13 protein-coding genes and 1 pseudogene are annotated in these 12,581 nt (G+C 41.0%); 7 read left to right on the forward strand and 7 right to left on the reverse strand.

Annotated features, from left to right (window positions below):
- Positions 1-213: 213 nt before the first annotated feature.
- The 4 genes from SD31_RS17365 to SD31_RS15290 are packed head-to-tail and all read right to left on the reverse strand — an operon-like array spanning position 214 to position 4,736.
- Positions 214-663, reverse strand: coding sequence for a hypothetical protein (locus SD31_RS17365; protein ID WP_197053624.1), 450 nt, complete (start codon positions 661-663; stop codon positions 214-216).
- On the reverse strand, positions 623-3,529 hold the full coding sequence (locus SD31_RS08430) for a SusC/RagA family TonB-linked outer membrane protein (RefSeq protein ID WP_197053625.1): 2,907 nt from the start codon (positions 3,527-3,529) through the stop codon (positions 623-625). The genes SD31_RS17365 and SD31_RS08430 overlap by 41 nt, the downstream gene beginning before the upstream one ends.
- A gap of 26 nt (positions 3,530-3,555) precedes the next feature.
- Positions 3,556-4,143, reverse strand: coding sequence for an ROK family protein (locus SD31_RS15285; RefSeq protein ID WP_052258825.1), 588 nt, complete (start codon positions 4,141-4,143; stop codon positions 3,556-3,558).
- Positions 4,113-4,736 carry an ROK family protein gene (locus SD31_RS15290; protein WP_052258827.1) on the reverse strand — a complete coding sequence of 208 codons (624 nt, stop codon included), beginning with the start codon at positions 4,734-4,736 and terminating at the stop codon, positions 4,113-4,115. Before SD31_RS15290 ends, SD31_RS15285 begins: the two co-directional genes overlap by 31 nt.
- A 202-nt stretch (positions 4,737-4,938) precedes the next feature.
- Between SD31_RS15290 and SD31_RS18945 the strand changes: the two genes are divergently transcribed.
- The 5 genes from SD31_RS18945 (at position 4,939) to SD31_RS08455 (ending at position 8,916) form a co-directional block, all read left to right on the forward strand.
- On the forward strand, positions 4,939-5,559 hold the full coding sequence (locus tag SD31_RS18945) for an acyltransferase family protein (protein WP_231561359.1): 621 nt from the start codon (positions 4,939-4,941) through the stop codon (positions 5,557-5,559).
- A complete protein-coding gene (locus tag SD31_RS18950) occupies positions 5,559-5,861 on the forward strand; it encodes a hypothetical protein (RefSeq protein WP_231561360.1) in 303 nt (100 codons plus the stop codon). Before SD31_RS18945 ends, SD31_RS18950 begins: the two co-directional genes overlap by 1 nt.
- Positions 5,830-6,150 carry a hypothetical protein gene (locus SD31_RS18955; RefSeq protein ID WP_231561361.1) on the forward strand — a complete coding sequence of 107 codons (321 nt, stop codon included), beginning with the start codon at positions 5,830-5,832 and terminating at the stop codon, positions 6,148-6,150. Before SD31_RS18950 ends, SD31_RS18955 begins: the two co-directional genes overlap by 32 nt.
- Before the next feature lie 127 nt (positions 6,151-6,277).
- The gene (rpsO, locus tag SD31_RS08445) at positions 6,278-6,556 is read left to right on the forward strand and encodes a 30S ribosomal protein S15 (protein ID WP_039053804.1); all 279 of its coding nucleotides are present in this window, start codon (positions 6,278-6,280) and stop codon (positions 6,554-6,556) included.
- Positions 6,557-6,720: 164 nt separating this feature from the next.
- The gene (locus SD31_RS08455) at positions 6,721-8,916 is read left to right on the forward strand and encodes a polyribonucleotide nucleotidyltransferase (protein ID WP_052258829.1); all 2,196 of its coding nucleotides are present in this window, start codon (positions 6,721-6,723) and stop codon (positions 8,914-8,916) included.
- 152 nt (positions 8,917-9,068) lie between these two features.
- On the opposite strand, the gene SD31_RS08460 is transcribed toward SD31_RS08455, so the two are convergent.
- Together SD31_RS08460 and SD31_RS08465 are read right to left on the reverse strand one after the other, a co-directional pair.
- Positions 9,069-9,443, reverse strand: a complete 375-nt coding sequence (locus SD31_RS08460) for a DUF779 domain-containing protein (RefSeq protein ID WP_039053806.1) — start codon at positions 9,441-9,443, stop codon at positions 9,069-9,071.
- Positions 9,444-9,497: 54 nt separating this feature from the next.
- Complete coding sequence (locus SD31_RS08465) at positions 9,498-11,000, reverse strand: aldehyde dehydrogenase family protein (protein ID WP_197053626.1); 1,503 nt, start codon at positions 10,998-11,000, stop codon at positions 9,498-9,500.
- A 162-nt stretch (positions 11,001-11,162) separates the two neighbouring features.
- Between SD31_RS08465 and SD31_RS08470 the strand changes: the two genes are divergently transcribed.
- Together SD31_RS08470 and SD31_RS21255 are read left to right on the forward strand one after the other, a co-directional pair.
- Entirely contained in the window at positions 11,163-11,909 is a 747-nt protein-coding gene (locus SD31_RS08470; RefSeq protein ID WP_052258831.1) for an AraC family transcriptional regulator, read from the forward strand.
- The gene (locus SD31_RS21255) at positions 11,897-12,094 is read left to right on the forward strand and encodes a helix-turn-helix domain-containing protein (RefSeq protein WP_082021883.1); all 198 of its coding nucleotides are present in this window, start codon (positions 11,897-11,899) and stop codon (positions 12,092-12,094) included. The genes SD31_RS08470 and SD31_RS21255 overlap by 13 nt, the downstream gene beginning before the upstream one ends.
- On the opposite strand, the pseudogene smpB reads toward SD31_RS21255, so the two are convergent.
- Positions 12,071-12,527 (reverse strand): annotated as a pseudogene (gene smpB / locus SD31_RS08475) (SsrA-binding protein SmpB). The gene SD31_RS21255 and the pseudogene smpB sit on opposite strands and share 24 nt — an antisense overlap.
- Between the last annotated feature and the right edge of the window lie 54 nt (positions 12,528-12,581).

A 12,581-nucleotide genomic window follows, 5' to 3' on the forward strand; every position in this document is an offset into this window, starting at 1 on the left:
GAGTTTCTATAGGTAGGGACTACCAATTCGTCGGTARBACCAATTCGCGGTAGGTATATTGAAGACCGGCAAACTGTTTTTCAATTGTTGTTTCCGTAACTTTTGATGGATCACGATACCAATCATCAAAAGAGGATTTTTTACACGATATATTGACTGAAAGAGAAGCAGCACATAGTCCTGCTATCATCATTATTTTTCTCATTTTCATAATTAAAAGCTAGCACGTAACATTAAACCATAAGTTCTTGTAGCTGGAGAAGTTCCTGCATTTGCTACATTATTTGTCCAGTGAGAGCCTCCTGTCATTTGCTCTGGATCTAAATCTTTCATGCTTCTATAGAGGAAGAACAGATTTCTTCCAAATACAGAAAGATGTAGATTCTTAGCTTTCAGTTTAGCCGTTATAGACTCAGGAAGTTTGTAGCCAAGAGACAACTCTCGCATTTTTATGTAATTATTTTTTTGGACATATAATCCGTAGTTTGAATTTGAATATTGTGGACCACCCCAGTTATAGGTGTTGGCATAATAGAATACATGAGAAATGACATTGGTATTAGGAGAGCCGTCGGCTAGCACTCCTTCCATCAACATACCGTCATGATATATTTTTTCGCCGTTAGGTCCATGTGTTTCCTGAATACGCAACGCCCTTGCCATTAACATCTCTGTAATAGGAAATTCCTCCGTGCTCAGCATCCATTGCGTTCAATGATTCTTCCAATAAGCCTCGGCTAACCATCCAAGCTATACCTGTAGGCATAGCGTGTCCTCCCCAACGGAAATCAATTAATGCATCAAGAGTAAAGTTTTTGTAGTTAAATGTATTCATGAATCCACCTACCACTTTAGGAAGAGCATTTCCTGCTTTTACCCAATTGTCAGCATCCAGCTGATATAAACCGTTGGATTGAACAATTTTATTACCTGCTGCGTCTGTCGCAATAGGGTGCACCATGATATCCCCCATGGACTCACCTACGTTAGCCACTAGTTGGGCTGCGGCGCCATCATAGTCTCTTAGCAATAGTGTTGTTGCCCCTCCAGGAAGTTTTTCTACCTTGTTTCTATTCATAGCAAAATTGATAGTTGAATTCCATCTGAAGTTGCTATGTTGAATAGGTGTTGCATTGATGGCAAATTCCCAACCTGTGTTTCTTAATGTACCGACGTTTGCCAAAATAGATGAGGATCCCATGGAAATAGGAAGTGAATAGTTGAGGATTTGGTCTACAATCTTACCATTGTAATAGGTAATATCTATACCTAATCTGTTGTTTAGCATTCTGGTTTCTAAACCAAACTCGATTTCATGTTTGTTTTCTGGTTTAATACCTTCATTTCCGAAAGAACTTGTAGGAATGGTTGTGTATAGAACAGCCGTTCCCGTTCCTTGATTTCCTAAGGAGTTTTGTGTATAACTCAATGGACTCTGATAAGGGTCTGGATATTTACCTACAATACCCCAGGCAGCTCTTAATTTAGCATAGTTGAATAATGATGAAAGATTGAAGGCATCGGTAAGAATCAAACTTGAGTTAACTGAAGGATAGTACAGTATGTTATTATCAGGGTGCATAGTTGAAATAGCTTCTCTTCTGAGCGTACCTTCCACAAACCAATAATCTCTGAAATTGAAATTTAAGGTTCCAAAGAATGCATCACGAAGCATATTGACCCTGCTGTTGGAGGTACGAGCTTGGTTAATAGACGCGTTAATATTGAACCAATCACGTACGCTTAATCCTCCATCTGTGTTGCTGGTCATATAGATGTTTTCTGACTTGGTGGCAGTATATCCCAGCATAGCGCCAATTTTGAGGTCTTTGGAAATGGATTTATTATATGTTGCTAACAAGTCAGTATAGAAAATATTTCCTGTTTGGTTCTGTAAGGCATAATAACCGCTATTACCAATAGATAGAGGTACTTCATTAGGATGTTTATCTTCAATGCGCATATTGGTCAGGTCAGCCGAGAACCGTCCTCTTACAGATAGGTCCGAAGTAATTTGCCATGTGTTGGTAAATGAACCTATAAATCTGTTAGAATATTCGTCATATTGTTTTCCTAATACATTCCACATATAGTCTAACACATCGGCTCTATATCCATTGTAACGTATATTTTCATCTGGAGTTGCACTTGCTTCTGAACCAATTCTATATCTATAGCCTAAGCTAGTCTTATATTTATTGATATACCATTCGGGATTGTCAAATGTAGAGATCATCCCGGTGAAATTATTGATTAGTCGATCGGTAAGGAATGGTCTGTTGTGGGTATGTTGGTTAATGTAATTGATTACCACATCTGTAGTTAGCTTGTCCCAAAGTTTGAAAGAGCTGTTTAGATTGGCTATATTTTTTTTGTTATAAGACTCGAGAGATGTCATCTCATTATCTTGGCGCGTTAATGAGAAGCGTATGTTTGATTTATCTGTAGAGTGGCTTAATGCCAAGTTAGCAATGCTATTATTCGGGTTGTTAAAGAATTTGTTGTACGCATTTTGCGCGACATAAGGTCTTATTTGACCGTCCCAAGATAAGATAGGCTGTCCATCGAATTTAGGACCAAAGTTCAATGTTGTGTTGGCAGGAGCTCTAGTCTCTGCTATTCCATCTCCATCCAAATCGTAATAAAAAAACATATCATCCGCTTGACCTATATCGGCATAAGAAATATCATATCCTGCTCCGCGGACATTTTGGAATCTAGGGAGATAGGCTATTTTGTCATTTGTATAAGTAGCGTTAAAATCTATAGCAAAACCTTGTTTCCCTTTTCCACTTTTTGTGGTTACCAGAACAACACCATTTAAAGCTTCAGATCCATAAAGGGCAGCTGCAGAAGCACCTTTGAGTATGGAGATAGACTCTATATCTTCTGGGTTGAGGTCTTCAAGACCGTTACCTCTTGCTCGTTGGTCACTCCAATAATCAGAGTTGTTAAAAGAGGTCTGGCGGACAGGTACTCCGTCAATAATAACCAATGGTTGTGAATTTCCTGTGATGGAGTTCACTCCACGGATATTAATATTGACTCCGGAGGTAGCTCCTCCAGGGGCTGCAGAAATACGCACACCAGGAGCTTTTCCGTAGAGTGCACCTGCAAAGTTTGGAGATCCTGTTTTTGTAAGTTCTTCAGCATTTACAATACTCATTGAGTAACCTAGTTCCCTTGGAGCTCTCTTTATTCCCATTGCTGTTACGACTACTTCGTCGATATTGCTGGCATCTTGCTCCAATTCCACGTTAAGGGTGGGGCCATTGACCTCTACTTCCTTAGGTGCATATCCTACAATGGAAAACCGAATTCTTTCGCCTCGGTTGGCTTGTATGGTGAAGCTTCCGTCAGTGGTAGATTGGGTAGCTCTGTTCGTCCCGACTACCGTGATGGTCACGCCGGGAAGCCCGCCGTTTTGATCTGTTACTCTCCCTGTAACAGACTGTTGTGCAAATAATGATGTTACACTGATGAAGTATAACATCATTACAAGACTAAGGTGTTTGTACAAAGTGCTCATATCTTTTTGGACTTTATAGTTGTTAATTATTTATACTTTGTTTTTATTAGTGATTTGCTTTGTAATATCGCTATGCTAACAGCCGCAATAGGTTCTATATTTGGTGTTGTCGATATTTTTATAGTCGTGGGTTGTGCTAGACGTGGGATACAGTAAATCTGAATAGCTGATTGTATTTCCGGCAACAGGATACGGCCGAATACAGCTCCAATGCCGCTGATGATAACAGCATTGGGGTTGAGGATATGAATTAGGGTGGCGATACCCTTGCCCAGCATGTATCCAATCCTTTTGATGGCATGGATGCTAAGCTGATCTCCCGCCTGATAAGAACGGACAAGATTTTTTAATGTCCTAGTTTTGTGCTGGGAGTTGAAGTTCTGGGACATCAGGGACACTTCTCCGGCGGTTAGGCATTCGTCTATATAGTCTATGGCGGATTCCAATGATGCTTCCACCTCTATACATCCTTTCTTACCACAGGAACACAGTTTGCTCTCATTGGCCAACGGAATATGGCTAAACTCTCCGGCATATCCGTTTGAGCCACGGAAGAGCTGGTTATCCACCAAAATTCCCAAACCTACTCCCCAAGTAAGATTGATAACGAGCACATGCTTGAGATTTTTGACATCAGAAAAATTTTTCTCTGCAATGCTATGGCCGAAGAATCATTTTCTATATAAGTCGGAGTACCGAACACCTCCTGCATCCTATTGGCCAGATTATAAAGTGGTGAAGTTATTGGATACGAGTTGTTGACGCGTAAAAGAGAATCTACAAATCCCGGGGCAGTTATACTTATACATAAAATCGTTTGGGAATAATTTTCTATTATATGGCGACTTTGTTCGATAATATGTTTATAAATATCCTCGTCCGAAAGGCCGTCTATTTCTATTTCTGTTGGTTTAATTATCTCCTCATTTGCAATATTGTACAAGGAGAAAAGAATGGAATAGCGGTTGATGTTAATACACAGAATAGCTCCAAAGGCTTCTTTATTAAGAATATAGGAGTTTGCTCTTCTGCCTCCTGTCGAAGCTTTTAATCCGTTGGTTAAAATTATGTTCTCCTTTAATAATTGCTGTACGGCTTTTGTTACTATAGGAATGCTTTTTCCAATGGAATTACTGATCTCGGCTATAGATTGAGATTGAGCAAAGTATATCGACTTTAATATTTGGGAATGGATAACGTCCCTCATAATCTAGCTCTAATTGGTTGTGTAAAGTTAAATAATTATTAATTTAAATACCAACAAACTTTTTAAAAAATTCTATTAAGTTTTCGTTTTTAAGTTAATTTTTGTGAATGTTTATGTGATTTTATCATTTTAAGCCTAGAACTTTCTCGTTAATTCTTTCCTTATTTCTTATCTTCGGAACAATATTTTTCACAGTCTATTTATGAAACCACGCTATTATTCACTAGATGTGTTCAGAGGAGCAACGGTAGCCTTAATGATTATGGTTAATAATCCGGGAACATGGTCTTCGATGTTTGCTCCGTTAAAACATGCCGCGTGGCATGGGTGTACACCTACGGACTTGGTGTTTCCTTTTTTCTTGTTTGCCGTAGGAAATGCGATGTCGTTTGTGATTCCAAGGTTAAAAGAGTCCGGAGATGCGGTATTCTGGAAGAAGGTTGTAAAAAGATCAATTCTTATTTTTCTGATAGGATTGGGGCTTAACTGGTTTCCTTTTGTGCAATGGGTCGACGGTTCTTTGCAATTCAGGGAATGGGTGAGCTCGGTAGATCCGAATAAAGGAGTTCGTATTTTAGGCGTATTGCAGCGCATAGCTTTGGCGTACTTCTTTGCTTCCATCTTAGCTTATTATTGTAGGCCTCGAACGTTGATTTATGTTTCGGCGGTACTGCTTTTGGGCTATTGGGGACTTTGTGCTTTTTTGGGAGGAGAGGATCCTTATTCTCTGGCGGGATGGTTCGGAACGGCTATCGACAAGCAGCTTTTAGGTGTGCCGCATATGTATAAAGGAGAGGGAGTACCTTTTGATCCGGAAGGTTGATGAGCACTATTCCTGCTATCGTGCAGGTAGTCTTCGGCTATTTGGTAGGGGTATTTATCCGTAACAGAGGAGAGGTGGATTGGCTTTGGGCGAAAGTTCCACAATCCCAAGAACCGCATTTCAAATTGCTTTCCGGACTTTTTGTTACAGGATTTATTTTGTTGGTATTGGCTTGGACTTGGTCTTTGGGTTTTCCTATCAATAAAAAAATAATGGACAAGTTCTTATGTGCTCTATACTACGGGGTTAGGGATTATGACCATTGGCGGAATGATATGGTATATAGAGGTGCAAGGAGTTAAGAATAAGCTTACCAAGTTCTTTGATGTATTTGGAAAGAACCCGCTTTTCATTTTCGTGTTGAGTGGATTGCTTCCTAAGAGTCTCGGCTTAATCCGTATTCCGAGCGGGGTAAATGAGCAGGGAGAAGCTATATTTACGACACCGCTGTCGTGGTTTTATAAGAATGTGTGTGCGCAGATTCCGGGGATTCCGGAAATCGGATCCTTTGCGTATTCTTTGGTTTTCTTGGCGGTGATGTGGGTGATAGTGTTCTTCATGGATAAGAAGGGAATCTACGTCAAAGTATAGTGAGGAAGTGTAAAGGACATCATGAAAATCAGTAGGATAATTTTCAAATTCTTTTCATTTTCAAATGAAAATACTTAACTTTGCACGCAATTAATAAAATTTTTAACGCTTTAATATTATTCAAGAAATGTATTTAAGTAAAGAGTACAAAGCTAATATCTTTGCAGAATTTGCAGGTTCAGCTACAAACACAGGTTCTGCAGAAGGGCAGATCGCTTTATTCACTAAAAGAATTGCTCACTTGACAGAGCACTTGAAGAAAAACAGAAAAGATTTTAATACACAACGTGCGTTACAAAAATTAGTAGGTAAACGTCGTGCTTTATTAGCTTATTTGTACAAAAAAGATATCGAAAGATACCGTGCTATTATCAAGGCTTTAGGTTTACGTGATATCATCAAGTAAGTCTATATAGTGAAAAGCATTAAGCCATCCAAAATTTTTGGGTGGCTTTTTTTGTATAATACTGACTTTTAGAATAAAAAATCTGTACATTTGTTCAGAATTTTTAGAGGTCATAAAAATTAGTGCATCAGTAAAAGAGGAAAATGCACCATTATTAGTACACAATGAGTTATTACAACGAAAAGAAAGTTACAATTGAAATGGGGGACGGAGTTCCTCCTATCGAGTTGTCTACAGGCAAATTGGCTAAGCAAGCCGACGGTTCTGTAGTGTTGAAACAAGGAGAAACGATGCTTTTGGCGACGGTAGTGTCAGCCAAAGAAGCAAAACCAGGGGTAGATTTCTTACCTCTATCGGTAGATTACCAAGAGAAATATGCGGCGACAGGCCGTATTCCGGGAGGTTTTTTACGTCGTGAAGCGAAATTGTCGGATTACGAGATTTTGATTTCACGTTTGATAGATAGAGCTTTACGTCCTTTATTCCCTGAGACCTACCACGCCGACACACAGGTGATGGTATGGTTGATTTCTTCGGACAAAGATATTATGCCGGATGCGTTGGCCGGTTTGGCGGCATCGGCAGCTATTGCTGTGTCAGATATACCATTCAATGGTCCTATATCTGAAGTTCGTGTAGCCAAGATTGACGGTAAGTTGGTTATCAACCCACGTCTTTCGGAATTAGGCAATTCCACATTGGAGTTTATCGTTGCGGGCTCTGCTTCCGATATTGTGATGGTGGAAGGTGAAGCTAAAGAGATTTCTGAAGCCGAGATGGTGGAAGCTATTGCCTTTGCGCACGAGGCTATCAAAAAACAAGTGGCGGCGCAAGTGGAATTGGCTAAGTTAGTAGGAGCAGAACAGAAACGTGAATTCAATCATGAGCCTTCAAACCCTGAACTGGAGAAGGCAATTTACGACGCTGCTTACGACAGAGTATATGCTATAGCGAAATCGGGTACTTCGAAGCACGAGCGCGCTGAAAAATTTGCCGCTATTGAAGAAGAAATTATCGCTTCCTTAGGTGAAGAGGTGGATGAAGAAACACTCTTCTTGGCGAAGAAATATTATCACGACGTACAATATCACGCTGTGCGTAACCTGATTCTTGATGAAGGTATCCGCCTAGATGGCCGTGATGTACGTACTGTACGTCCTATCTGGTCGGAAGTGGATTATCTTCCTGCAGCACACGGCTCGGCAATCTTTACTCGTGGAGAAACCCAGTCTTTGACTTCGGTGACTTTGGGGGCTAAAGACGATGAGCAAATGATTGATGGCGCATTCATCCATGGTTACAACAAGTTTATCTTACACTATAATTTCCCAAGCTTCTCTACAGGAGAGGTAAGACCTAACAGAGGTCCTGGCCGTCGTGAAATCGGTCACGGTAACTTGGCTATGCGTTCATTGAAGCAGGTGTTGCCTCCAGATTCTGAAAATCCTTATACCATCCGCGTAGTATCGGATATTTTGGAATCCAATGGTTCTTCATCTATGGCTACAGTATGTGCCGGTACGCTGGCATTGATGGATGCAGGCGTTAAATTGAAAGCTCCGGTATCTGGTATCGCTATGGGGTTGATTACCGACGAGAAGACTGGCCGCTACGCTATTCTTTCGGATATCTTAGGTGATGAAGATCACCTAGGAGATATGGACTTCAAGGTTACGGGTACTGAAAAAGGTATCGTAGGTTGTCAGATGGACCTTAAGATCAACGGTCTTAAATGGGAAGTGCTGACACAGGCGTTGGAGCAAGCCCGTGAGGCTCGTCTTCATATCTTGAACGAGATGAAGAAAACTATTGCTGAACCTCGTCCTGATTATAAACCACATGCTCCACGCATCATGCAGATGATTATCGATAGAGAGTTTATAGGTGCGGTTATCGGTCCTGGTGGTAAGATTATCCAAGAGCTTCAGCGTGAGACTGGAACTTCAATCTCTATCGAAGAGGTGGATAACAAAGGTATCGTTCAGATCTTTGCTGCCAACAAGGAGGGAGTGGATGCTGCAGCTAAACGTATTAAGGCTATCATTGCCAAACCAGAGGTGGGGGAAACCTATGAAGGTAAAGTGAAGTCTATAATGGCTTTCGGTGCTTTCGTGGAAATCCTTCCGGGTAAAGACGGTTTGTTGCATATCTCCGAAGTGGACTGGAAACGTCTAGAATCATTGGACGGCATCTACAAAGAAGGGGATACAGTGACGGTGAAATTATTGGATATCGACAAGCAAGGTAAGATGAAGCTGTCGCGTAAAGCTTTGTTGCCACGCCCTCCAAAGGAGGAAAGACCGAACAATAACAAGCCTAACCCGCACAGACCTGCAAACAATCCTAAAAAGGCTGACTAAGGATCTTTAGTCCTCATAAAAAAATCCTAACCCCATGCGGTTAGGATTTTTTGTTTTCCCTCTTTGAGGTATTGTATTGGGGAAGATTAATTGCTTTAGTGAAATCTGAATATTAATTGAAGTAATTCTTACGAAGACGGTTTGTTTTGCGATTATTCATTTCTTTTTACGGGTTCTAGATCTTTTAGTTCTTCTTCCGTAAATAATCTGTAATGCACTTTGAAAGTTTTTCCCAGCGGAGTCTCTAGGGAGAAACCTCCAGGACCGAAGCCATCGACCACATCAAGGGTAAAGTGAGCATGCTTCCAGTATTCAAAGAGGTCACGGTCTACCCAAAATTCATATCCTTCCGCTAGTCCTATCATGGCGTCATTCATCCTTGGGAAATAACTGCCTTTGACAAAGCATTGTGGTTGTGTGCCTTCACAGCAGCCACCGGCTTGATAAAACATCAAAGGACCGTGTTGTTGTGCTAGTTGGTGGATTACTCTTTTGGCTTCTTCCGTTACATCTAATCTCTTTATCATAGGCAAAAAATTTAAATAGAGGAGGTATTTCCCTCCTCTATAGTTAGCGTGATTTTAGAAGAATCCCAATTTTTGCTTGCTGTATGAAATCAGCATATTTTTTGTTTGTCTGTAATGGTCGAGCATCATTTTGTGGTTTTCACGTCCTATGCCCGATTGTTTATAACCACCAAACGGAGCTCCAGCAGGATAAGCGTGATATTGGTTTACCCATACACGGCCAGCTTTGATGGCACGTGGAACGGTATAAATCTGATGTGCATCTCGGGTCCATACACCAGCGCCTAATCCATACATGGTGTCATTGGCAATTTCGATAGCCTCCTTTTCGTCTTTGAAAGTGGTGACAGCCAATACCGGACCGAAAATCTCTTCTTGGAAGATGCGCATTTTGTTATGGCCTTTGAATATGGTAGGTTGTATGTAGTATCCTCCTTCCAAGCCAGGGCCCACATGATTTTCGTCCCCTCCGATTAGCACTTCAGCACCTTCTTCTTTTCCAAGTTTGATATAGGACATGATTTTATCTTTTTGAATTTTTGAGGCTTGGGCTCCCATCATGACTGTTGGGTCTAGCGGATCTCCTACCTTGATGGCTTTCACACGGTCAATCACCTTTTCGATAAATTTATCGTATATAGATTCTTGTACTAACAGACGCGAAGGACAGGTACAGATCTCGCCTTGATTAAGAGCAAACAAAACAGCGCCTTCTAAGGCTTTATCAAGGAATTCATCATCTTGTGCCATCACCGATTCGAAGAAGATATTTGGGGATTTACCCCCTAACTCTAAGGTTACAGGGATAATGTTTTCGGTAGCGTATTGCATCACTAGGCGGCCAGTGGCTGTAGAGCCTGTAAAGGCAGCCTTCGCAATCTTAGGATTTGTCACCAATGTTCTTCCCAATTCGGCGCCAAATCCATTCACTATATTCACCACACCTGGAGGTATTAGGTCTCCTATAAGCTCCATCAAAACCATAATAGAAGTTGGCGTACTTTCGGCGGGTTTGAGTACTACCGTATTGCCGGCAGCAAGGGCTGGCGCCAGCTTCCATACGGCCATTAATATAGGGAAGTTCCAAGGAATAATCTGGGCCACCACACCTATAGGTTCATGGACTATAAGTGATACGGTATTGGCGTCCAGTTCACTCAGAGACCCTTCTTCAGCACGTATCACACTAGCAAAATATCGGAAATGGTCTATCGCTAAAGGAATGTCGGCATTTAGTGTTTCGCGTATAGCTTTGCCATTGTCTACCGTTTCTACTGCGGCAATATATTCTAAGTTTTCTTCGATACGGTCTGCAATCTTGTTGAGGATGATGCTGCGCTCTGTGGCTGAAGTTTTGCTCCAGCTTTCGAAGGCTTTCTCGGCAGCGTCTATGGCAAGCTCAAGATCTTCTTTGGTAGAATGGGCAGCCTGAGTAAACACCTTGCCATCCAGCGGAGAGATATTGTCAAAGTATCTTCCTAATACCGGAGGGACGAACTTGCCTCCTATGTAGTTGTCGTAACGTTCCTTAAACGTTGGTCTTTGAATAGTTCCCATAATTTTAAGTTTATTAATTGAGTTCATCTATTTACTCAAAAATACCGAAGAGGCTTATGGAGCTGTAGCACATTCGTGTCAAAGCATAGCACTATCGTATCGTTTCTTCTTTGGCTGAATTTTGTTATATTTGATTATAGCCAATTATAAATCTTAGAGCTGATGAAAGACGGAGCGTTATTGGAAACCTTGCCTTTTTCCACGGAAAAGGAACTCACCACTTTTGTGGAGAACAAGCGTACTTTTGCTGTGGATGAGATGGAGCTTCATGTCTTTGAGACCTATGAGTCTTGTACGCTGGTGCCTTTGAAGTTTGATGACCTGGTGATGGTTAATATGTTGCAGGGCAAAAAGGTCATGCATATAGGACAGGTGGAAGATTTTGAATATTACCCTGGTCAGATGTTGGTCTTACCAGCTAATACCAAGATGCTTATAGACTTTCCGGAAGCTAGCATACACCGACCTACGCAATGTACTGCATTAGTAATCAGTAAGGAAAAGATTGACGGAGTGCTTAACTATCTGAATGAGTTTAGCCCCAAACATCAGATGATTGGTGAGTGGAACTTTAATCCGGACCTTTTCCATCTTTACAATACACCAGAGCTTACCGAATTATTGAATAAGTTTTTCCGGATCATGATGGGGTCCAATTCGTTGAAGAGTGTTTTTGCGGATTTGGCTTTTAAAGAAATAATGATTCGTTTGCTTCAGAAGCAATCTTTGCTGGCATTGGAGATAGGTACTTCTTCCAATGTTGTATTGTTGCATCTAAAAGATTTTGTGCGCAGGCATATTAGTGAAAAGATCTCATTAGAAACTTTACAAAAGGTTGCCCATATGAGTAAATCGAGTCTGACACGTCTATTTAAGAAAGAGTTAGGGATGAGCCTATGGAGTATGTGATTACACAGCGCCTAGAGCGGGCCAAAGAGCTTCTTAGGCAGACAAAATCGGTGAAGGAGTCGTGTTTTGGAGCCGGCTTCACCGAGGTTAATTATTTCGTTAGGTTATTTAGGAGTCGCGTGGGCGTCACCCCCGGAGCCATATATATTGAATCTCGGGAATTAACGTTTCATTACGCGATCTAGCTCTCTTTTGGTTTCTTCTTTCTTTGATGGATTCTCTTTTGTCATAGTCTTTTTTACCTTGGGCCAGCGCGATTTCGACTTTGGCATACCCTCTCTCGCTGATGAAGATACGAAGAGGAACGATGGTGAAGCCTTTTTCTTCCCCTTTTTCTTTAAGTTTTTTTAGTTCTTTTTTTGTTAATAGCAGTTTTCTGTCGCGCTTGGCTTCATGATTGTAAAAGGAGCCATGCGAATATTCCGCTATATGCATATTACGGATGTAAAGCCCGTCTTCGAAGAAAGTACAGAAACTATCGTTAATATTGGCTTTCCCCTCTCGGATAGATTTGATCTCCGTGCCCAGAAGCTGAATGCCCGCCACATACCTGTCTAGCAGGTGGTAATCAAATGATGCTCTTTTATTTTTTATGTTGACTTGTGATGATATAGCCATGTTAATGTTCGTTATGTTGCTAAATTTACTAAAATTTAAAATATTATTTTATTG

Source organism: Sphingobacterium sp. T2, assembly GCF_000814685.1.
Classification (GTDB): Bacteria; Bacteroidota; Bacteroidia; order Sphingobacteriales; family Sphingobacteriaceae; genus Sphingobacterium; species Sphingobacterium thermophilum.

Excerpts from the sequence above, each read along its gene's own strand:
- SD31_RS15290 (WP_052258827.1), bottom strand. The coding sequence starts at position 4,736 with ATGAGGGACGTTATCCATTCCCAAATATTAAAGTCGATATACTTTGCT.
- SD31_RS21255 (WP_082021883.1), top strand. The coding sequence starts at position 11,897 with ATGGAGTATGTGATTACACAGCGCCTAGAGCGGGCCAAAGAGCTTCTT.
- SD31_RS17365 (WP_197053624.1), bottom strand. The coding sequence starts at position 663 with ATGGCAAGGGCGTTGCGTATTCAGGAAACACATGGACCTAACGGCGAA.
- rpsO (WP_039053804.1), top strand. The coding sequence starts at position 6,278 with ATGTATTTAAGTAAAGAGTACAAAGCTAATATCTTTGCAGAATTTGCA.
- SD31_RS18950 (WP_231561360.1), top strand. The coding sequence starts at position 5,559 with ATGAGCACTATTCCTGCTATCGTGCAGGTAGTCTTCGGCTATTTGGTA.
- SD31_RS08430 (WP_197053625.1), bottom strand. The coding sequence starts at position 3,529 with ATGAGCACTTTGTACAAACACCTTAGTCTTGTAATGATGTTATACTTC.
- SD31_RS08470 (WP_052258831.1), top strand. The coding sequence starts at position 11,163 with ATGAAAGACGGAGCGTTATTGGAAACCTTGCCTTTTTCCACGGAAAAG.
- SD31_RS18945 (WP_231561359.1), top strand. The coding sequence starts at position 4,939 with ATGAAACCACGCTATTATTCACTAGATGTGTTCAGAGGAGCAACGGTA.
- SD31_RS18955 (WP_231561361.1), top strand. The coding sequence starts at position 5,830 with ATGATATGGTATATAGAGGTGCAAGGAGTTAAGAATAAGCTTACCAAG.
- SD31_RS08460 (WP_039053806.1), bottom strand. The coding sequence starts at position 9,443 with ATGATAAAGAGATTAGATGTAACGGAAGAAGCCAAAAGAGTAATCCAC.
- SD31_RS08455 (WP_052258829.1), top strand. The coding sequence starts at position 6,721 with ATGAGTTATTACAACGAAAAGAAAGTTACAATTGAAATGGGGGACGGA.
- SD31_RS08465 (WP_197053626.1), bottom strand. The coding sequence starts at position 11,000 with ATGGGAACTATTCAAAGACCAACGTTTAAGGAACGTTACGACAACTAC.